This window comes from Dietzia lutea (assembly GCF_003096075.1).
Taxonomy (GTDB): Bacteria; Actinomycetota; Actinomycetes; order Mycobacteriales; family Mycobacteriaceae; genus Dietzia; species Dietzia lutea.
In genome coordinates, this window is record NZ_CP015449.1 from 188,430 (window position 1) to 208,261 (window position 19,832).

Consider the following 19,832-nt stretch of genomic DNA (forward strand, 5'->3'; position numbering starts at 1 on the left):
ATCGGTTTCCGGCGACGCGGTCTCGAGGGGCGATACGGCACGTCGGCCCCCGTAGAAGGGCTTCCCCGCCCGGAGTTGCGGCCTCCGCGAGAGGATCACCAGCACGAGCCCCCGCACGCCAGCGCCAAGACCCCGCCCGCCGTGACAAGCGGATTTACGTCTTGCTTCGGGTGCGCTTGCCGGGTGGCCCAGACACATCCGAGGGCTGTTCAGCCACCGCGCCCACCAGTCCGGGTGATGCAGCTCAGGTCAGCGGTAGTTTTCGCTGCGATGTTGGACCTCGATAACAAGTACGACTAGTCGGCCGAACTGAATGTCGCAGACCAGGCGGTAGTCGCCCACGCGGTAGACCCAGAACCCGGCTCGGTTCGCCGTCAGCGGCTTGCCCATGTCGGTCGGGTCGGCGAGGGCCTCTACTTCTCTGAGCTTTTTGACGATCCGCTGGGCGGTGGGTTTGTCGAGCTTGCGTAACGCCTTGCGGGCGTCATCGTCTAGCTCAATCTGCCAGGTCAAGCTCTGCCTCTACTTCGTCCAGAGAGTAGGTCCGGCGGCGACCGGCCCGAATGTCGGCGACCTTCTCCTCCAGCTTGGCCTCCCATTCCAGCCGCTCGATGTTCTCTTCCAGTAGCGAGCGTAGATAGTGACTCTTCGGGCGCCCGGTTCCCTTCGCCACGCGGGCCAGTCGTTCTTCCAGGTCCTTCGGTAAGCGAACTGTTGTGGTCATATCCTGCACCTCCTGTGGTTCAGTGTAATACAGACGGTGCACTAGTGCAGTTCTCCGCAGCAGCGGGGCCGAGCGGCAGCTCGCCGCCGCCCACCGGTGGTACACCTCGCCCACGATGGACTGAGGCGCTGGAAATCAGGAAGCCGAGGCCCAAAAAGGTATTCGGCCGTCGTCAGGCGGTGGGGACCTGCCTCTGCGGGATCTCGGGCAGCAGTGCCACCACCACGTCGTAGACCTTCCAGTCGATTTCGAGGAGCCTCTCGCGGAGGTCGGCCAGGTCCTGCGCCGTCGGTTCGGCACGGGAGTGGGGCACCACGAAGACTTCCACATGGAAAACCTGCCCCTGGTCGCGGACGCGGCTGGCCGCCTGCGCGACCCAGTCAACGTCAGCCACGTGCCGCTCGACCTCTTCGATCAGGGGGTGCGGCTTCTCCTCATCGAATGTGCGGGCGCGCTTGTCCATGAGGCCACCGAGCGTCGCTCGTAGGTTCTTGACGCCGTCGGAGATGATGGACGTCGACACGGCGATCGCAGCTGCGGCGTCCGCCCACCACAATCCGTACCCGACGCCAAGGACGCCGATCATCGTGGCGACCGACGTCATCCAGTCGGCCTTGTTCATGTCCGCGTCGGCGTAAAGCACCTTATTGTGCAGGATTCGCGCGTACTTCATTTTGATGGGCGCCAGGATGAACGACGGTATGCCGAAGATGCCGATCACGATGATCATCAACCAGCCGGACCAAAACTCGACGCCGAACAACACGGTCAGTCCGATCGGCGGGCGTTCCCCTGCGATCAGCCCCATTGCCGAGTGGACCAGAAGAAAAAGTCCCATCCCGAGTAGAGCGACGCTCGCCACCAACTGGCCGACTCCGATTGACCGGTGTCGGCCGTAGGGATAGTCCCTGGAGCGGATGGCGCGGATGGCCCGGATGGAGACGAGGAACGCGATTGGCGGGAGCAGGGCGAGTGCATCCTCCGCCCACGAGACTCTCATCGCCTGGGACTGCCCGGCTACGAGGCCGATAATGATGACGTCCACGACGAGGATGCCGATCGCGATCCACTCGATCCGGATGGCTCTGCGGAGGGCGTCGCGCTGTTCGGCGGGCATGTCCTCCCGCCGATGCCTGCGGTCGTTGTCGACCATGTGCTCTGCACCTTCTTCTGCCGGACTGCTTTGATCCCTATGCCGGGACTGTCTCGACCGGATCTTTGATGTTCGGGGGTCCTGGCTGCCGGCACCACGACGGCCATCGCGGATACTTATGTGGTTGTTGCGTCATATTTCACCGTGCTCGTGGGCGAGGTGGCGCTCGAGCGCGATCATTAGAGCGTTTTCTCCCAGCGGGACTCCCATGACCATGTCGTCGGTCTGTCCGTCTTTGGTGGCAACGGCGGCATACGAGCGGGTCAACGCCATCTTGTCGGACCAGGGAGCGGAGGAGGTGAGGCCGCCGATGACCACGTCGAGTTCGCCCTCCTTGATCGCGTCGGCGAGCACGCTCTCGGGGCCGATATGCCATTCGATCTCGGCACCGATTTTCTCCGCGAACCCCTCGATCAGGTCCGCCTCCCTGCCGGTGACTCCGCCGTCAGGCCCGACGAAAGTCCACGGAGGGTGCTCCGATACCCCGACGGCGAGGGTGCCATTCTGCGCCCGGTCAAGGGCACCATCGGCGTCAGCGGGGATTGAACTGCATCCAGCCAACAAGATCGCGGGCAGACCGACGATAGCTTTCTGACGCCAGGAGCCATTCAAGATGTGTTGTCTCTTCTCGTCAGTCGGATCGGGCTGGGAGGCCACAGATCGAGGATCTGTCCTGCACGGTATCGGCGGCACTTCTGGTCACACGTGGAGGGACACACTCAGACGGAGATCGGCGCCCTGATCTCGCCAAGACCGGCACCCTGGTGTCGGCGTGAGGGTGCGAATGCGGGGCATGCAGATGCCTCCTAGATTCGTAGCGCCTCGACGAGTTCGTCCTTACTCATATCCGAGCGGCCCTTGATGTCGAGCTTTTGCGCCTGCTCGTAGAGGTGGTCCTTGCTTGCGTTGGCATCGACGCCGCCCTTCGATTCGCCTGAGGGCCGCGGCCCTCCACTCCTTGACCGTGCGTCGGACTGTCCCGACGACTTCTTGGGTTCCCAGTGGTCGCCGACCTTTTCGTGAGTGTGCTTGACCGCCCCCTCGCGGTGCGAGCTGCACGGGACTCGTCGTTGTACTCATTCTCGGCGGAGTCGTAAGCCTTGGAGAAGGAGTCCTTCGCCTTCTGGTCGCTTCGTTGCAGCGTCGAAGGTAGCTCTCTATCTTTGGCGTTTCCGTCGCTATCGGTCTTCGCCGTAACGACTCCTTCCCAATTACGGCTAGGCAGGTACGACCGACTTACCGACTCGGACGGGCCAGGCGCGTAGCGGTTGGTCTCTGGGGTGATCGGTTCTTCATTTCTTCATGCTCGGCCTCGCCGCGGTTCTCGCCCGTCGTAGACCTGAGGGTCCTGTGTCCTACGTGCTCATGAGCGCATCGATCTTGGAGTGCGGAGCTGATCAGTAGTTAGGTGTTGGAGAACTACGAATCGGTCCGCTGACTGCCCCGCGATAATGACCGTTGCGTGACGAACGCCGGTCGCGCCACGTAGTTCGCGGTGGGCGATGGTGAACTGGGTGAAGGCCCCCCTCGCGGCCGTCCTTGCCGTGGAGCAGATGCGAGCCAGCCAGCGGGGGAGCGAACTAGTTGGCTCCCTGCTGCGGGCTGGTCTGGTCGGTTCCACCGCCGAGGGCTTTGAGAAACTCGTGGCACTTCTTGGCGCGCGCAGAGTCTTCTGCCATCACCTGCTCGAAGAACTCAGCGATGTCGTCCTTGCCGGCGTTGCGCGCGTCACGCACGTACTGGCCGTAGTCATGTCCTGCCTTGAGCGAGTGGTACTGCACCGAGACCAGATCGAACGTGACATCGTCGAATCCTGTTTCTCCTGTTGCCATGGTCAGTCCTCCTTCGTTGATGCTGTCGATGTCGGCCACCCTAGGACGCAAGCCAGGCCGATGCATCCGCTCAGAGATGTCGTCGACGGCCTAGTGGGGTTTGCGGTAGTCCGTTGCCGCTTGCCAGAGATTGGCGATTCGCAGCACCCACCACTTATAACAAACAGCGCGCAGCGGCACCGCTTTGCGGAGGCCGTGCAGGTGGCTGTCCGGGTGAGGATCGTCGCGATCTTGCGCGATGGTGCTTGCTGGCGTTAACATCAGCTTCGAGTTCAGCAGCGGGCTCTCGATGTTCTCCGTGGAGATTAATCGTGAAGCATTCGTTGCATGTCCTGATCCGGGTGGGGTCTCATCCGGGGCCCGTGCGCGTCGAGGCGGAGGGCTGCCTGACGGCCGCCAGCGCCACTGACCTCATCCGCATCATCGATCATGGTGCCCGCCTCGACGGCTGCAGCCGGGTATGGGTGGACCTGTTCAGTCTCGACCACATGGACCTGTCCGGGGTCGCGGCGCTCAAAGATCACGCCCGGCGCCATCAGGCTGTGGCCCCGCATTTGCCGCGGCTCGAGATCTTCGCCCCCACGATGCCGCGCCCGTGCGACGCCGCCGTCTGCGTCCACCCGTTTGCCGGCACTGATTTTTCAGTTGCGGCAGTGACCCGATGAGCACACCGACCCACCCGCCGGTCGATGCGCCCGGCACGGACACCCCGCCACTGATAATTCCGCGGGCCCCGCGCATGCCCGTCTCCGCCGGCCACGGGCTGCAGCGAGTGGTCGTCTTCGGAGGCGCCGGCGCGATAGGTCATCGCCTCAGCATCGAGGCGGCTACCCGCGGGCATCACGTCACCGTGGTCACGCGCTCGTCAGGGCCGCTCCCGCACCGAGCGTGTGCCCGGATCCAGGGCGATATGGCCGAACCCATTGTCGTCGAACATCTGGCCCGCCAGGCTGACGTCGTGGTCTGCGCGGTCGGCCCGGACACCTCCGGCGGCGGCGCCCGGCCCTTTCGCCGGGTCATGGAGACCGTGATCGACCACCTCGTCGGGACTCGGCTGATCGTCATCGGGTGCGCGGGCACGCTACTGCGGCCAGACGGACGAGCCATCAACGGTCACCGCCACACCCGGGATCATGCAGAGGTCCTTCAGGATCTGCACCTCGCTCCGGCGTATGTGAACTGGACATGCCTGACCCCGCCGCCGGTTCTCACCGCCCACCCGCGGACCGGGCAATACCTCACCGGGACACACACCCCAGCTGGATTGAGTGTCAGCATCGCCGACCTCGCGGTCGCTCTTGTCGACGAGATCGAACTACCAGCCCACCCACGGGCCCGATTCACCGTCGCCGCCCACCCGAGGACGAACACCCCCACAGGGGCAGCGCACCGCGGTATCACGCCCCGATTAGCGCCCGGCCCGGCTCCAGTGAAGAGCGACCCCACCGAATGATTCACCCAACGGCGGGGCGGCGGCGACCCGGGGCTCGAGCAAGACAGATTAACCACGTTGGGGCTCCAGCGCCGGCCCACACTGAGGGGCGCGATATCGAGCACCGGAAAAGGCCGCTTCGTTCCTCCATCGCCTACGCATCGCCCTCGCCCCGAACACCGCGCCGACAACCTGACACCCGATCGCCATCAGGAAGGTTCGAGCACCATCCGGGGGTGCTCGAACCTTCTGACGTGAACGAGGTCAGGGCAGCGAGACCAGCGGACGCAGGCTGCTACCGCAAAGGGCCAGCGCAAGGCGTCACACGCGGTCGGCGACTCCGCTCACGCCGTCATGCTGCGCACAGTGGGCGCAGCAGAAGATGACCCCGCCCGCCTCGATCCCGTGCCCGAGGATCCGACAACCACAGTGGGAACAGGTTGGAGCCATAGCGTGCGAAGCGCACTCGAAACTGTCAAACGTGCCGGACCGGTCACCCTGAGTGACGGTAAAGGCCTTGTCGTAGTCATTTCCGCAGGTGTCGCAAATGGCCATGACAATCTCCTCGCTTACCTCAAGGCGGACAAGTCGCCACCGTAGACCGGTATGGCACCCCTCACAACCGCACCGACGCCGGGGCCCGTCCCGCCACCACCCGAGACGAGCTGCATCCCGCCGGCATGGGCGCCGGATAGAACACGCCCGCGGGCAGGAGCACCCTCCGAGCCGGCTATCGATGGCCATCCCGGACCGACTTACTCCACGGATCCCGCGGGGGCCTACCGGGCCAGATGAGAAACCGCCAAGCGCCTGCCCGGACGCCCACTCACAGCAACGCTTCTAATCGTCGAACGCGGTCAAAGGCGCGTTTTGGCCGAGCGCGGCGACGATCTCTTCGGCAAGGCGCCGAAGTTTGATGTTGCGGTGGCTCGACGCCCCACGCAGGATCGAGAAAGCCTCGTCCTGCGAGCAACGATTCTGCGCCATGATGATGCCCACGGCCACATCGATCGCCGTCCGATTTTCCATCGCAGCCTGACGGTGGCGAGCCGTATCGGCGTGCTGGGCCGTTCTCAAGGCAATGCGCAGGGTTTTACCGATGACATCGACATAACGCCGCGCGTCAGTGACGTCCGACTCGGCGAAGTGCCCCGAGCGTCGGGTGTAGAAGTTCATCGCCGCCTCACCGAAACCCTCCACATCCAGTGGCACCGCGAGGACACTCGCAAGTCCGTGCTCGCGCACCACCGCCATGTAATCCGGCCAGCGCTGCTCCGTGCGCACGTCCGGGACATGGATCACCGACCCACTTCCCAACGCTGACAAGCACGGACCCTCGTCGAACCCGGCTTGGATTTCGTCCATCCTGGCGGCCTCGTCGGAGCTTGAAGCCACGACGATGTTCTTTTTCTCCCGGCGCAGGATGAGCCCGCATTCCACGGATCGCTCGGCGTCGAAATGCTCAGCCGCCAGTCGCGCGAGATCGTTGAGCAAGTCCGGGATCTCACGGTCTTCAAGCAGGAGGTCATATAACGTTGCGGGCAGCGGGGCGGCATCGCCATTGGGCATGGGGAGTTTCCTTCTCTGAGAAAACTCCCCTCCCGGTCACGAAATCACGGGCAGTGCGGGCGGCGTCCTCGACGTGGGGGATTAGCTATCACCATCCACCCTACGCCGTTAACGAGCTGGGCCCTGTCGCGCGCGATCATGGTGCACCGGTCACCCGGACCGGCTGCGCCCGGCGAGGCGATGGCGGTCGTTTTCCGACAGCCCGCCCCACACTCCATACAGCTCCCGGTTCTCCATCGCGTGTTGCTGGCACCGGCTCTTAACCGGGCAGGTCTCACACAAGCGTTTGGCCTGCTTCTCCTTGCGGCGGCGACGCACCTTCGACTCGTCGTCGCTGTTGTAGAACAAATCCGCCCTACCAATGCACTTTCCCTGATCCGCCCACGCCCACCGGTCCTCCTGAGCGGTCAGGGCGCCAGCTCTTTCCTTCATGCCGTCCCGCGCCGGCTTCGTGGCCGTCATCGCGGAGCGCCCGCCGTCTCGCCCACTCGCGCGTCGCACGGACGCGGCATCGTGGGGGCGAAGATCTCGAGCCGCGGCAAATGCGGGGCCACAGCCTGATGGCGCCGGGCGTGATCTTTGAGCGCCGCGACCCCGGACAGGTCCATGTGGTCGAGACTGAACAGGTCCACCCATACCCGGCTGCAGCCGTCGAGGCGGGCACCATGATCGATGATGCGGATGAGGTCAGTGGCGCTGGCGGCCGTCAGGCAGCCCTCCGCCTCGACGCGCACGGGCCCCGGATGAGACCCCACCCGGATCAGGACATGCAACGAATGCTTCACGATTAATCTCCACGGAGAACATCGAGAGCCCGCTGCTGAACTCGATTCCGACCGTACCGAAACCGGTGACCGTCGACAATCGATTCTCACCGCGGCCGTCGTCCTTCGCAGACGTGGGCGGGACTCAGCCGCAGGGCTCCCAGCTACCTCGCGATAAGGGGTTAGGACTGGTCGCTGCGAGCCAGGCGACCCCTGCCATCACCGGCGAACGCCCCGGCTTCCAAGCTGGGTGAGTGCAGGCCGACTTCGTAATCATCGGTAATGATCCCGGTACGTCCGCACGTCACGTCACGTCACAGCGCACGCTACCGGTGCCGACTCGAAAGCCCGTCGGCGCCGCGTGCCGGAGGGCGTCATCGTCCGGCAAGGGTTGGCAGGAGAGGTCCTGCAGCGTGGAGATTCGTTTGCGCGTTGTTCACCGCGCCCGCCTGCGCCCGAGTTTGGGCTGTGCCCGCAGGCTGGGTACGGTTTCAGCGGGGTCTGAGACCGAGGGTCTCGTCGAAGATCTGTGCACAATCCTTGACGTCTTTACCGTCGGCGTGCGCACGCAGCCGAGACATCGCCCGTCGGGCCGTCGGAAGTGAGGCGTGAGAGGTTGTGTTCTGGCCGCTGAGCGGGTTCAGTATGGGCCTGCTACCGGGCTGGGTCACGGTGCTGATTTTGGCGTTGGAAATTGGTCTGCGGGTGATCTTGATTGGCATCATCCCTGGTAATCGCCGACCGAGCACCGCCATGGCCTGGTTGCTGGCAATCTTTTTCGTCCCGGTGATCGCTTTTCCACTGTTCCTGGTGATCGGTAATAACCGGTTGTCGCGAGGTAGAGAGAAGCGGCAACAGGACATCAACGAGGGGCTGCTGAAGGCCACTCGCCACTCAGATCTCTCGGACAGTTCGCTTTCCGGTGACCCGCGGATGCGGACGACGGTCGATTTGAACCGGAGACTGGGCGCGTTCCCCATTCACGCGGGCAATCGTCTGCGGTTGATCTCGGACTACGAGGAATCCTTCGAGTGGATGGTCGAGGCCATCGACTCCGCTGAGAAGTACGTCCACGTGCTGTTCTACATAATCGCCGATGATTCCGTCTACGCGGGTCCGGTATTGGATGCGTTGGAGCGCGCCGCCGCTCGCGGTGTCGATGTCCGTCTGCTCTACGACCACGTGGGGACCATGACGGTGAAGGGGTATCGCGGTGTGCTGCGCAGGCTGCGGAAATCAGGCATCGAGTTCCACCCGGTACTTCCCCTGCGCCCGTTGAAAGGCCGACTCGCGCGACCTGACCTGCGGAACCACCGTAAGATCCTCGTGGTCGATGGTGAGCGCGCGCTGACCGGGAGCACCAATCTCATCGAGCCGCATTACCGGAGCGCTTCGGCTGAGAAAATGGGCCGTCATTGGGTGGAACTCAATGTGGTCGCCAGTGGGCCGGTGGTCACGAGCCTGGACATCGTCTTCGCTTCGGACTGGTACGCCGAGACCGACGAAGACCTTTCGGACGTCGTGGTCGTCGACATGGCGCAGGACGAGGCCGCGCGCGGCGGTGCCCTCGTTCAGGCCTTGCCCTCCGGCCCGGGTTTTCCCGCGGAGAATAACCTCCGGCTGTTCAACGACCTGCTCTACAAAGCCGTCGACCGTGTGGTCATCTGTTCCCCGTACCTCGTGCCCGACGATTCGCTGCTCTATGCGATCACGGGGGCTGCCCATCGAGGCGTCGAGGTGACACTGCTGGTCGCGCGCAAGGCGGACAAGTTCATGATTCACCATGCCCAGCAGTCCTTCTACGACGTACTACTCGAGGCTGGGGTCCGGATCCTGCGGTATCCGGACCCGGATGTACTGCACGCCAAGTTCATCCTCGTCGACGACGACGTCATGGTGATCGGTTCCTCCAACATGGACATGCGCTCTTTCAGCCTCAACGCCGAGGTGACACTCATGGCCATAGACCCCGAGCTGGTTGTCTCCGCGGAACAGATCCTCGACGGCTACCGGTCGGTCTCCTCAGAGCTGGAGCTCGAGGACTGGAAACAACGCCCACTTCACGTGAAGTACCTCGACAACGTTTTCCGCCTCGCCGCTGGCTTGCTCTGACCCTGAGATCTCGACCCCTGAGATCTCGACGTGAGCACCGCAGTATGTGTGCCCCGAATTAGGTGGGGTGATCCGAACTGTGCACGACCAGGCTTTGACGGGCCCTGGATCTCAACTCCGGTCCAGAAACAGTTGTGGATCACTGGTCCTGACATTCGTAAGGAGGAGGGCCGAGTTCGCGTGATCGGCAAGTCGGCACCATCAGCTTGTCATAGTCAACGTTACCGGTGCCGACTTGGTCACTCACCGAGCATGGGGACGTTAACGCTGGTGCGGGCGGCAGTAACATTTGATGGACCCAGGATCCGAAGCCAAGCGGGGCGCTGAGAATACCTCAGTACGCTGTGTACCGCTGACGAGACAGACACATTTTCACTGGCCTCAGGCTCGACACCTACGGCTGTCAAGCGTCGCCAGCTCAGGAAGGACCGTGAGTCGCAAACTCAGGTTGCTGTAACAGCCGTCCATAGGCGTCACCGAAGATGTCGGAGCCATCTGCAACCCCGCCGCCGCCGAACAACCCGGCTCCCACGCCGGCGTGTTTGGCCGAGTTCTTCAACTCCATTTGCGCCAGCAACAACTCATTACGCACCAGCCGTGAGGTCTGTTCGGACAACTGCGTCATGAGTTGCCCGCCGATGGGTCAGACCCGGCTCATGCGGGATCGACCGGACGGCTCACGACGGGGTCGCCGTACCGTCAGCACTACCCGGGTACAGATTCTGCGCGGTGGAGGGCTCAGCTCGATCGGTGGAGGGCTGAGCTCGAACAGTGGAGTGCTTTACCCCGTCGCTCGGCCCGTCCCCGTCCCCGCCGCCGTTCCTGCTCTGGTCGAGTGACTCGGCGACCTGGTCCTTCACCTGTCCGGCCTTGTCCTTGGCGACCTCCGTGGCCTGGTTAGCGGCCTCCTGGACCTCCGGCTTCTGCCACAGCTCGAGTGCCTTGTCCCTGATGATCTCGTAGTGCTCGCGGCCGGCGCGGCTGCCCATCACATAGCCAGCGGCAGCAGCTGCGACCAAAAGAACTTTGCTCATGGTGATTTCCTCTCTCGTCGGGGCCGTCCACCGCCACGCTGTCGTGGCCGGGGCCGCGTCCCTATGGGGCGGTCATCTTCTTTCCCCGGGAGCCCTGGTTCGGGCTTCGACAGGAGCCGCCACTTCTGCGCTCAGCCAGTCGCCCATCTCGCTCCCGCGAGGTGGCGCTGAGTCGCAGCGGGGAGGGGGCTCCGGCTCGGCGACGGTGGCGCAAGGGAAACGAGTGGGGGGATCGTCGTCGATCATCTCGGACTCCTTGACGCCGTCGGATCGAACATCGCCATGCTAAGACGGAGCTCGGGCGCTCGCGACCGGAAATCGACGTCACCCAACTCGGACACGGGAACGCCCGCAGCCGCGCGCAAAAGCTGCAGCCGCACACGCAGGCTGTCACCATCCGACAAGCGGAGAAGTAACGGGCCGGTGCGATCCGCTCAGCGGGATCGACCTCACACGACCTGCCATTTGATTCCCGTAGCTTTACGTACGTCTGTTATGGGCGTCGGCGAATTTCTGGCTGGCTGCGGTGGTCGAGTCGCTGGGGCAGGAGTTACGGTCAGCGACGAGTCACCGACGTCGTCATCAGGAAACGCCATGTCGTCTAGGAATCAGTCGATCGGGCACCTCAGCTCAAGCTCGAAGCAGCTAGCAACCAGATGCTGGTCGGTTGACGGTGGGGCGAGTTGAGCGGCCAACGAGTGGTCGAGGACGTCCGTCGATGGTAATTCCGAGCTGGATACGGGACCGAGGAACAGCGCCCGGGGCTAGCGCGATGGTGCTAGGAGGTCGATTGTGAAGAGCCGCGTAGGAGAGGTGGTCGCCGGGCTGCCGCCGGGGGCGTTCGCGTTCGTGATGGCGACGGGGATCCTCTCGGTTGGTCTCTCTCAGCAGGGGTTGGGTGCGGTCTCGCAGGTCTTTCTCGCCCTGGCCGTTGCTGCCTGGTTGATCCTTGTTGTGCTCACGGCAGGTCGGCTGCTCCGGTATCGCGACCGGGCCGTGGCTGATCTCCGTGACCCTCGCCGTGCTTTCGGGTTCTTCACGCTCGTGGCTGGAACGAATGTGCTCGCCGTCCGGCTCGCCAGCGACAGTCGCTTCGCGGCGATGCTACTGCTCGGTTTCGGCGTCGTTGCGGGGCTCGTGCTCGCGTACACGGTGCCTTGGACGGCAGTGCTCTCGCGAACCGAGCGTCCCGTGCTGACCGAGGCTAACGGGACCTGGTTCATCTGGGTGGTCGCCATCCAGTCCGTGGCCGCCGCGGCGGCCGGGCTCGAACCTCTGGTGGAAACTGGGCGGAACGGACTGTCGGTCGTCGCGGTGGCCGCGTGGTCGGTGGGAGTCATGCTCTATCTGGCGTGCGTGATGTTCGTGTCTCTGCGACTCTTGCTCTATCCGTTGCGGCCACGGGACCTGGACCCGCCATATTGGGTCGCGATGGGTGCGGCGGCGATTACGGTGGTCGCCGGAGCCAAGATCGTCGAGATGGCGTCCACACCGATGGTGGATGCGACGGCTGGACTCGTCTCAGGGCTCGCTGTGGTGTTCTGGGCCTGGGCCACCTGGCTGATCCCCGTCCTCATCGCGGTCGAAGTGTGGAGACACGTGGTGCATCACATCCCGGTGCGTTATGAGACCACCTGGTGGAGCGTCGTTTTCCCACTGAGCATGTATGCCGTCGCCGGAATGTACCTGGGGTTGGCGAGTTCACTGCCGATCGTCGAGCGGATCGGTGCGGGATGGCTGTGGGTCGCGGTGCTTGCCTGGTGTTTCGCTGCGGCGATGATGGTGCGGTCTTGGATCGGCCGGGGAAACAGGGCCGACTGATCCACCGTGGTGCGAGCTGTCCGGTCACGCGCTAGGCGGGACCTGGCCGGTTGGGATGGTGCGTGTGGGAATGACCACTACATCGCGCAGTTTCCAGTCCAGGTCGGTGATCGAGCGGCGGATCGCGTCCAGGTCCTCGGGAGTCGGGATGTGGCCGTCTTCGGGCACGACGAACATCTCGGCGTGGAAGACATGCCCTTCGTCGCGGACCCTTCCCACCGCGTCGGCGACCCAGGGGATTAGCCGGGTCTGCCGTTCGGCCTCGTCGGTGAGTGGATGCGGCTTCTTCTCGTCGAATGTTCTCGCGCGGACATCGGTGAGCCCGCGGATGGCGGCTCGGATGTTCTTCGTTCCATCGGACAGGATCGACGCCGAGACGACGATTGCTGCCGCCGCGTCCGCCCACCAGATGCCGATGCCGATGCCCAGAACGCCCACCACGGTGGCGAGGGCGGTCATCCAGTCGGCCTTGTTCATATCGGCGTCGGCGAACAGGACCTTGTCGTGCAGCGTCTCGGCCAGTCGCATCTTCTTTCGCCCGAGAATCACCGGGGGAATGCCGGAGGCTGTCATCACCACGACCATGAGCCAGCCCGCCCAGATATCGACCCCGAATAGAACGGTCAGACCGATCGGTGGCTTGTCGCCCTTGATCAGGCCCATCGCCGAGTCGTAGAGCAGGAATGAGCCCATCGCGAACAGTGCCACAGCGGCGACGAGATGAGCGACGCCGATCGAGCGGTGGTGCCCGTACGGGTGCTCTCGCGTGGCACGGAGGCGGATCACCCGGGCGGCAATGAGAAAGGCGATCGGGGGCAGCAGGGAAAGCAGGTCCTCGACCCAGGCGGCTTTCATCGCCTGGGACTGGCCGGCGACCAGTCCCACGGCCGCCGCGATCACCGCGAGTACCCCGAGACTGATCCATTCCAATCGGATCGCCGTTCGGAACGCGTCCCGCTGCTCCGGGGGCATGTGCTCGACAGCGTCCGGTGCGGGAGGTTCCGCGTGCGTGGACATCAGATCTCCCCGTGCTGCTCGGCGAGGTGACGTTCCAACGCGACCATCAACGCGTTCTCGCCCTTCGGAACACCCATCACCATGTCTCGGGTCTTGCCGTCCTCGGTTTGGGCCTGTGTGTACGGGCGGGTCAGCGCCATGTGTGTGGTCCACGGAGAAGAGGAGGTGAGACCGCCGATCACGATGTCGACTCCACCTTCCTCGATGGTCCGGGCGAGCACGCTCTCGGGACCCACGTGCCACTCGACATCTGCGCCGATGCCTTGCGCGAAGCCCTCCACCAACTCCGCTTCGGTTCCCGTCACAGCCCCTGACGGGCTGGCCGAGGTCCACGGGGGGTGTTCAGACACGCCTACGACGAGCGTCCCCCCTCGCGCTCGATCCAACGTGTCCTCGGTGTCTGCGGGAATCGACCCACACCCGGCCAAGACGACCACTGCTGCTCCCACGACCCCACCCAAGCGCAGTGCAGCCCTGACAGTCATCAGTGGTCACCGTCGCGGCTCTTCTTCGTCTTGCGGTCGTTGGCTTTGCGCAGCGCCTCTACGAGCTCGTCCTTGGTCATGTCGGAGCGGCCCTCGATGTCGAGCTTCTGCGCCTGCTCGTAGAGGTGGTCCTTGCTGGCGTTGGCGTCCACGCCGCCCTTCGACTTGCCGGAGGGGTTCGGGCCGCCGCTCTCCGAGCGTGAATCCGAGGGCCCCTTGCCGTCCTTGGGCTCCCAGTGGTCGCCCACCTTCTCGTGGGTGTGTTTGACGGCGCTCCAGGCGGTCCGCGCGACGCGGGACTCGTCGCTGTACTCTTCCTCTGCCGAGTCGTAGGCCTTGGCAAAGGTGTCCTTGGCCTTCTGGTCGCTTCGCTGCAGCGTCGAGGGCAGCTCGCTGTCCTTCGCGTTTCCGTCGCTGTCTGTCTTCGGCATGGCGATTCCTCTCGGTCGTCAGCTCACCAGGATCTGGGTGGCGGTCTCTTTGAGCTTGGCCTTAGCCCATTTGGCCTGGCGCTTGGTCTGGGGTTGGCATTTCTCCGCGACCGCGAGAAGGTCGCGGTGCCGCAGGCCCTGCGCGGCCTGGGCGATGAGGAGCCAGTCCATGGCTACTCCGGAGGCCTCCATGTAGACGGTGCGCAGGTCCTCGAGCACGAGCAGATCCGCATCCCCAATCCTGCCAATGAGCTCGCTTCCCTTCTCCCGCGCTTTCTCGGCCAGTCCAAGCTCGAGCCGGGGGTCGGGGTCGAGGTCCTGGCCGTAGTCGCCGCCGATCCGGGCGATCTCGGCGATGTGGCTGCGGGACCAGGTGACGAGGTCACGGCCGACGTGATAGATCTCGTGATCGACCTTGTGGCGCTCGGAGGTCTGCAGCAGTTTGTGCCCCAGTTTGACCTCGGAGCGGTGCAGTTCCCGGAGAACAGGTCCGAGCTTCATGTCAGGCCTCCCGTGGCCGCTGTCGCCGCCTCGCCTCGGGCGGCGTCGTGGTTATCCGCGATCCGGGTGATGCGCGCAGCAGCGGTTTTGAAGATCGGCTGTTTGGACGCGGGGTCCCAGTCCGTGGGGGTCAACTCGTTGGCCGCCGTGGCGGAGGCGTCCTCATCGGGGCCGGGGCCGGGGCCGGCACTGGAGTCCCAGTACCCGTAGTGAAACGGCAGGAAGATCACGCCCGGCCGGATTCCGGTGATCCGGGCCGTGGCGCGAACCTGCCCGCGGGGTGTGGTGATCTGCGCGAGATCTCCTTCGGTGAGCCCGGCGACGGCGGCGTCGGTGGCGCAGATCTCGACCCACACCTGCGGGGCGGCGGCCTGCAGTTCGGGAGCGCGTCCCGTCTTGGTGCGGGTGTGGAAGTGGTAGATCGTGCGGCCGGTGATCAGCTGTAGCGGGTACTCGTCGTCGGGGAGTTCGTGGGCGGGGAAGTACTCCGCGCCCTTGAGCATCGCCTTTCCTTCCGGATTCATCGCCTTGTACTCGGTGGCATCCTTCGGAGCGCCGGTGACCAGGTCACGACCGTAGTTCTCGCAGTAATCCGGGTCCGCCCAGAACGTCCCGTCCGAGTAGAGCCGCTCTGTTCCCCCAGGGTTCTCGTCATTGCACGGCCACTGGATGCCGGAACCGCCGCGAAGTTTGTCGTAGGTCAGGCCGGTGTAGTCGCAAGGTCGCCCGCGGCTGCACTCCTTCCACGCGTTGAAGGCGGACTCGGGATCGTGCCACTTGATCAGCGGCTCGCCGTCCTTGTCCTTGAGTCCCAGGCGGTGGGCGTAGTCGATGAAGATGTCCAGGTCCGACTTGGCCTGCCCCGGCGGGTCGACTGCCTTCTCCGACAGGTGCGCGGTGCGGTCGGTGTTGGTGAAGGTCCCGGTCTTCTCACCCCAGGTCGCCGCTGGCAGCACGACGTCGGCGAGCTGTGCGGTCTCGGTGAGGAAGATGTCCTGCACGACCAGCGTCAGCCGCTCTTGGGAGAAGATCGACCGGATGCGGCGAAGCTCCGGTAGCGAGACGGCCGGATTCGTTCCGCTGACCCACAACAGCCGGATCGACCCGTTCTCCACGTAGCGCATCATCTGCATGGCGTGGGTGGGCGCCGAATAGTGGGGGATGTCCATCGGGTCGACGTTCCAGATCCGGGCCAGATCCTCGACATGGGAGGTGTTGGACCAGTTGCGGAAGCCGGCCAGGTCGCCGTCGGCGCCACATTCGCGGGTGTTTTCCGCGGTGGGTTGGCCGTTCATCTGCAGCACGCCGCACCCGGGGCGGCCGAGCATGCCGCGCAGTAGGTGGATGTTGTTGACCTGCACGGCCGCCGCCGTGGCCTGGTTGGACTGGTAGAAACCCTGCAGCACGGTGGACATCAGGCGCTCGGCGCCCCCGATCAGCCGGGCGGCGGCGCGGATCTGCTCGGCCGGGACGTCGCAGATCTCGGCCACCCGCTCGGCCGGGTAATCGGCGACCTGCTTCACCAACGAGTCGTATCCGACGGTGCGCCGGTCCACATAGTCGCGATCGATGTGGCCGGCCTCGAGCAGTTCGTGGATCAGGCCGTTCATCAGTGCCAGGTTGGTGCCCGGGCGCGGAGCCAGATGCAGGGTGGCGTGCTCGGCGACCGGCGTGGGTCGGGGATCGACGCACAGGATCTTCGGCGGCTCGTCCCCGGCGAGCCGGTCGAGGATCCGCATCCACGTCACGCTCTGCGTCTCGGCCATGTTGTGGCCATACAGGCAGATGACATCGGCGTGGTCGATGTCGGCATACGAGCCGGGCTGGCCGTCACATCCGAAGGAGGCCTTGAGCGCAGCCGCGGCCGTCGCGGTGCACAGGCGGGTATTGCCGTCGACGTGGTTAGTGCCGATCCCGCCGTGGGCGATCACGCCGAGCGTGTAGTACTCCTCGGCGAAGAACTGACCGGTGGTGTAGAAACCGATCGCACTCGGCCCTTGCTCCTCGAGCAACTCGTTCGTGCGGCCGACGATCCGGTCCATGGCGGTGTCCCAGTCGGTCTCCACCAGAACCCCGTTCTCGCGGACCAGAGGCCTGGTCAAGCGGTCCGGGGAGGAGTTGGCTTGCCAGCCGTAGAGGTCTTTGACTCCGAGCCGGCCGTGGTTGACCCGGTCGTCGGCGCGCCCGCGCACCCCGCAGATCCGGTCGCCGGCGACCGCGATGTCAAGCCCGTCGCCGTTGGAGTGCAGGATCGAGGCGGTCTGCACCCAACGATCGACATCGGCTTCTGCCATTCCTTCGGCTAGGTGGGTGTCCACCCGGACGGGCCACTGCTGGCCGGGGCCGTAGGGGGTTCGCTCGCCCCACGGGTGTGCCACCCGATCTGGGGCCGACTGGTTCCTGTGCGACATGGAGTTTCCTGAGGACGAGGTCTGTGGGTTAGTCGCCGACCGTACGCCCGGCTCGGCGACCGGTCCATCGGAACGGCTGGAAAGAATGCGCGCCGGAGAGGTCACGGAGCGGTTTTCGGGCGTCGATTCGCGGCGATATGCGGTAGCGCTCCGGCTCAGTAGTCGTAGTCGTAGTCGGTGCCGCGGCGTCCCGTGCTCGCGCCGATCCGCCTGAGGTGGATCCGACGGGCGAGACGGATGGCGGGCCGTGCGAGGAACTCCAGCGAACCGAGCAGGAAAAGCCAGCTGCCGATGGTCTGGGTGGAGTCGAAGAAGAACAGGACGCTTCCGACGAGGAAGAACAGCGCTATGAGTACGTCATTGGCGATGGACAGCGTCTCGTAACGGTCGTTGATGACCACCTCGTCTCCCCCGAGAGGAAGCCGCAGCGACGAGTCGGAGCCGGAGGTCGATGGGGTGCTCGAGTGGGAAGCGGTGCTCATGGAATCGCAACCTATGTAGGGAGTCGGCGTGGCCGTCGGCCGCTAAACCACCGGCGGCGGACAGACAGCGACACGGCCTTCCTCGTCGCCGCACGCGCCGGCGCCGCGCCGGCGACGAAGACGAGGGCGGCGGAAGGATCAGCCGATGGCGCCGAGAAGGTCGGCGCAGGCCTTCTCGCAGCGGCGGCACGCCTCGGCGCAAATCTTGCAGTGTTCGTGCATGCTCGCGTGACTCTCACACTCATCGGCGCAGCTCGCGCACGCGGTACGGCACGCGGTGAGCAGTTCCTTGACGACGCCCAGGTTGCTGCCGGTCCGGCGACTCAACACCGAGGCGGTGGTCGCGCAGACGTCAGCGCAATCCAGATCGGTGCGGATGCAGTCCCGCAGTTCGGCGACCGAGTCCTCAGCAAGACAAGCGTCGGCACAGGCGGCGCAGATGGTCGCGCAGGCCGCAGCGGCGTCGATGGCCTCGGCGAGGTGCTCCACGTTCAGATCCGTGGTCGGATTGGGATGCGTCTTGATCATCGAGGTGATGCTCATTTGTTTGTTCCTCCGTTTCGTCGTCTCGCCGCCGACTGGCAGGAGCACGGCTTGTCGAATCGGACGACCGGGACGGCGATCGGCGTCAGCGAAACCGCTGCCAGCCTTGCCCCGGGCTCGTGGGCACCCACGACGCTACGTCGGCCGCGTGGTCATCACCACCGAAGCCGATCTTGAGAAGGAGACGTTGTCGAGAATTTCGACTCCCGCAGTGTCGGTCCAGGACGACATGCCACCAGCAGCGCTGACGATCGCCCCAGAGGCCTCGATCGCGTCCGGGCAATCCCGTGCACAACCTCGACGAACCGACGGCTCCTGACCGACCGCGTTTCAGGACACCGTCGTGTCCTCCATCTGTCGCACGAACTCGTGCAGCTGTCGACGGGCGCGGCGACCCTCGGGGATCGGTTGCATCGTCCAGTTGTGGAACATTCCGGGATACTCGTGGAAGTCGACGTGGACGTGGCACCGCGCTCCGGCGTCGCGGACTCGTCGGGCGTCCGGGTTGAGGATGTCCCGGGTGCCGGTGAACACGGCCATCGGGGGAAAACCGGTGTAGTCGGCGTGCACGGGACTGATCTCCGGCGCGGAAAGATCGTCGTTCCCGGCGTACCACCGCCCGGCTTGGCGCAGTCCGTCGATGTCGAGTTCGGGGTCCTTCGGGTCGATCTGCTCGGACCGCGGGTCGGACATCGCCATGTCGAGCCACGGCGACAACAGACCGAGCGCGGTCGGCATGCCATCACCTCGCTCGCGCAGCGTCTCGGTCAGGTACACGGCCAGTGCTCCGCCTGCGGAATCGCCGAAGACGAACCGGTGCCCACGGTGATCGGCGAGGAAGTGTTCGTACACGGCCATGGCGCAGTCTCGGATCTTTTCGTGCTCCGCGCCCGGTGCCAACGGGTAGATCGGAAAGATTACCGTGGCGCCGGTACTTAAAACCACTTCGCGAACGAACCTCCAGTGGTGGTTGTCCGGCTCGGACACAAACGCGCCCCCGTGTAGATGAAGGATCCGGGTGTCGGTGCGCTGGTCGGCATCAGCGGGAGCAAACACGTGGCAGCCGACGCCGGCGACCATCTCAGTGCGCACATCCAATCCGCGGCAAGCCGACCGAATCGGCACGGTCTTGTGTGGATCCTGTACTTGCGGCAGTGACTCGCGCATCGTTTCCGGATTCGCATAGAACTTTTTGCTACGACGTGCGCGAAGCGACGTCATAACCAAGCGGGCGCGCAGAGAGACCATGGGGCCACGCTACTGACCAGTCGGTGGAGACGCGTCCTGCGCCGTACCCGGCGCAGCAGCAGCTCCGCGGCGACGTCAGGGGCCGCCGCGGGGCGAGATGCCAAGGCCTCTGCAGTGTTTGAGAGTCGAACTGCCTTTGTCGGGCGTGGGTTCTGTCCGATTGCGCGCGTGTCAGACATCGGTACCGTCGCCGGAGTAAGGCAATCGAACACGGCACCCACCCCGACCATCGGGCGGTCCCTCCGGGCACGGCGCTCGATGGCCCGCCCGGCG

General features: G+C 64.9%; 22 protein-coding genes and 2 pseudogenes. 4 read left to right on the forward strand and 20 right to left on the reverse strand.

Translation table 11 applies throughout. The annotated features are described in order from the left end of the window. Positions 1–249: 249 nt before the first annotated feature. From A6035_RS00805 to A6035_RS00830, 6 genes and pseudogenes are all read right to left on the reverse strand, one after another. A complete protein-coding gene (locus A6035_RS00805) occupies positions 250–513 on the reverse strand; it encodes a type II toxin-antitoxin system RelE family toxin (RefSeq protein ID WP_108846222.1) in 264 nt (87 codons plus the stop codon). Further along, positions 497–724: a type II toxin-antitoxin system RelB family antitoxin gene (gene relB, locus A6035_RS00810; RefSeq protein ID WP_108848990.1), complete on the reverse strand. Its 228-nt coding sequence runs from the start codon at positions 722–724 to the stop codon at positions 497–499. Before relB ends, A6035_RS00805 begins: the two co-directional genes overlap by 17 nt. Positions 725–896: 172 nt before the next feature. Continuing rightward, a complete protein-coding gene (locus A6035_RS00815) occupies positions 897–1,877 on the reverse strand; it encodes a cation efflux transmembrane domain-containing protein (protein WP_108846223.1) in 981 nt (326 codons plus the stop codon). Positions 1,878–2,009: 132 nt separating this feature from the next. Beyond that, positions 2,010–2,492 carry a substrate-binding periplasmic protein gene (locus tag A6035_RS00820; protein WP_108848991.1) on the reverse strand — a complete coding sequence of 161 codons (483 nt, stop codon included), beginning with the start codon at positions 2,490–2,492 and terminating at the stop codon, positions 2,010–2,012. A 191-nt stretch (positions 2,493–2,683) separates the two neighbouring features. Next, positions 2,684–3,102, reverse strand: a pseudogene (locus A6035_RS00825) (ChaB family protein). Between the two features lie 355 nt (positions 3,103–3,457). Next, the gene (locus A6035_RS00830; protein ID WP_108848992.1) at positions 3,458–3,709 is read right to left on the reverse strand and encodes an acyl carrier protein; all 252 of its coding nucleotides are present in this window, start codon (positions 3,707–3,709) and stop codon (positions 3,458–3,460) included. 311 nt (positions 3,710–4,020) lie between these two features. Here A6035_RS00830 and A6035_RS00835 point away from each other — a divergent pair, with 311 nt between their 5' ends. Both A6035_RS00835 and A6035_RS00840 read left to right on the forward strand, forming a co-directional pair. After that, positions 4,021–4,374, forward strand: coding sequence for an STAS domain-containing protein (locus tag A6035_RS00835; protein ID WP_108846224.1), 354 nt, complete (start codon positions 4,021–4,023; stop codon positions 4,372–4,374). Further along, positions 4,371–5,162, forward strand: coding sequence for an NAD(P)-dependent oxidoreductase (locus A6035_RS00840; RefSeq protein WP_108846225.1), 792 nt, complete (start codon positions 4,371–4,373; stop codon positions 5,160–5,162). Before A6035_RS00835 ends, A6035_RS00840 begins: the two co-directional genes overlap by 4 nt. A gap of 300 nt (positions 5,163–5,462) precedes the next feature. Here the strand turns inward: A6035_RS00840 and A6035_RS18535 are convergent, their stop codons facing one another. From A6035_RS18535 to A6035_RS00860, 4 genes are all read right to left on the reverse strand, one after another. Next, a complete protein-coding gene (locus tag A6035_RS18535; RefSeq protein ID WP_108846226.1) occupies positions 5,463–5,696 on the reverse strand; it encodes a hypothetical protein in 234 nt (77 codons plus the stop codon). A gap of 285 nt (positions 5,697–5,981) precedes the next feature. Next, on the reverse strand, positions 5,982–6,710 hold the full coding sequence (locus A6035_RS00850; RefSeq protein ID WP_108846227.1) for a GAF and ANTAR domain-containing protein: 729 nt from the start codon (positions 6,708–6,710) through the stop codon (positions 5,982–5,984). Between the two features lie 150 nt (positions 6,711–6,860). Next, positions 6,861–7,172 carry a WhiB family transcriptional regulator gene (locus A6035_RS00855; protein WP_235026838.1) on the reverse strand — a complete coding sequence of 104 codons (312 nt, stop codon included), beginning with the start codon at positions 7,170–7,172 and terminating at the stop codon, positions 6,861–6,863. Further along, positions 7,169–7,495 carry an STAS domain-containing protein gene (locus A6035_RS00860; protein WP_108846228.1) on the reverse strand — a complete coding sequence of 109 codons (327 nt, stop codon included), beginning with the start codon at positions 7,493–7,495 and terminating at the stop codon, positions 7,169–7,171. Before A6035_RS00860 ends, A6035_RS00855 begins: the two co-directional genes overlap by 4 nt. 597 nt (positions 7,496–8,092) lie before the next feature. Here A6035_RS00860 and cls point away from each other — a divergent pair. Next, positions 8,093–9,586 carry a cardiolipin synthase gene (gene cls / locus A6035_RS00865; protein WP_200836288.1) on the forward strand — a complete coding sequence of 498 codons (1,494 nt, stop codon included), beginning with the start codon at positions 8,093–8,095 and terminating at the stop codon, positions 9,584–9,586. Between the two features lie 499 nt (positions 9,587–10,085). Here the strand turns inward: cls and A6035_RS19375 are convergent. Together A6035_RS19375 and A6035_RS00875 are read right to left on the reverse strand one after the other, a co-directional pair. Then, positions 10,086–10,211: pseudogene (locus A6035_RS19375) on the reverse strand (phage holin family protein); the annotation flags it as partial. A 52-nt stretch (positions 10,212–10,263) separates the two neighbouring features. Next, positions 10,264–10,620, reverse strand: a complete 357-nt coding sequence (locus tag A6035_RS00875) for a hypothetical protein (RefSeq protein WP_108846230.1) — start codon at positions 10,618–10,620, stop codon at positions 10,264–10,266. 792 nt (positions 10,621–11,412) lie between these two features. Here A6035_RS00875 and A6035_RS00880 point away from each other — a divergent pair. After that, entirely contained in the window at positions 11,413–12,441 is a 1,029-nt protein-coding gene (locus A6035_RS00880) for a tellurite resistance/C4-dicarboxylate transporter family protein (RefSeq protein WP_244192483.1), read from the forward strand. Between the two features lie 24 nt (positions 12,442–12,465). Here the strand turns inward: A6035_RS00880 and A6035_RS00885 are convergent, their stop codons facing one another. The 8 genes from A6035_RS00885 to A6035_RS00920 all read right to left on the reverse strand — a co-directional run bounded on the left by A6035_RS00885 (position 12,466) and on the right by A6035_RS00920 (position 19,559). Further along, a complete protein-coding gene (locus tag A6035_RS00885; RefSeq protein WP_108846231.1) occupies positions 12,466–13,458 on the reverse strand; it encodes a cation efflux transmembrane domain-containing protein in 993 nt (330 codons plus the stop codon). Beyond that, the gene (locus A6035_RS00890; RefSeq protein WP_108846232.1) at positions 13,458–13,943 is read right to left on the reverse strand and encodes a transporter substrate-binding domain-containing protein; all 486 of its coding nucleotides are present in this window, start codon (positions 13,941–13,943) and stop codon (positions 13,458–13,460) included. Before A6035_RS00890 ends, A6035_RS00885 begins: the two co-directional genes overlap by 1 nt. Then, entirely contained in the window at positions 13,943–14,374 is a 432-nt protein-coding gene (locus A6035_RS00895) for a ChaB family protein (protein WP_108846233.1), read from the reverse strand. Before A6035_RS00895 ends, A6035_RS00890 begins: the two co-directional genes overlap by 1 nt. A gap of 18 nt (positions 14,375–14,392) precedes the next feature. After that, on the reverse strand, positions 14,393–14,875 hold the full coding sequence (locus A6035_RS00900) for a hypothetical protein (RefSeq protein ID WP_108846234.1): 483 nt from the start codon (positions 14,873–14,875) through the stop codon (positions 14,393–14,395). Continuing rightward, a complete protein-coding gene (locus A6035_RS00905; RefSeq protein WP_108846235.1) occupies positions 14,872–17,286 on the reverse strand; it encodes a molybdopterin oxidoreductase family protein in 2,415 nt (804 codons plus the stop codon). The genes A6035_RS00900 and A6035_RS00905 overlap by 4 nt, the downstream gene beginning before the upstream one ends. Positions 17,287–17,441: 155 nt before the next feature. Beyond that, entirely contained in the window at positions 17,442–17,768 is a 327-nt protein-coding gene (locus tag A6035_RS00910; protein ID WP_108846236.1) for a YrhK family protein, read from the reverse strand. A gap of 138 nt (positions 17,769–17,906) precedes the next feature. Beyond that, positions 17,907–18,311, reverse strand: a complete 405-nt coding sequence (locus A6035_RS00915) for a four-helix bundle copper-binding protein (RefSeq protein ID WP_108846237.1) — start codon at positions 18,309–18,311, stop codon at positions 17,907–17,909. Between the two features lie 330 nt (positions 18,312–18,641). Then, complete coding sequence (locus A6035_RS00920) at positions 18,642–19,559, reverse strand: alpha/beta hydrolase fold domain-containing protein (RefSeq protein WP_108846238.1); 918 nt, start codon at positions 19,557–19,559, stop codon at positions 18,642–18,644. Positions 19,560–19,832 lie beyond the last annotated feature (273 nt).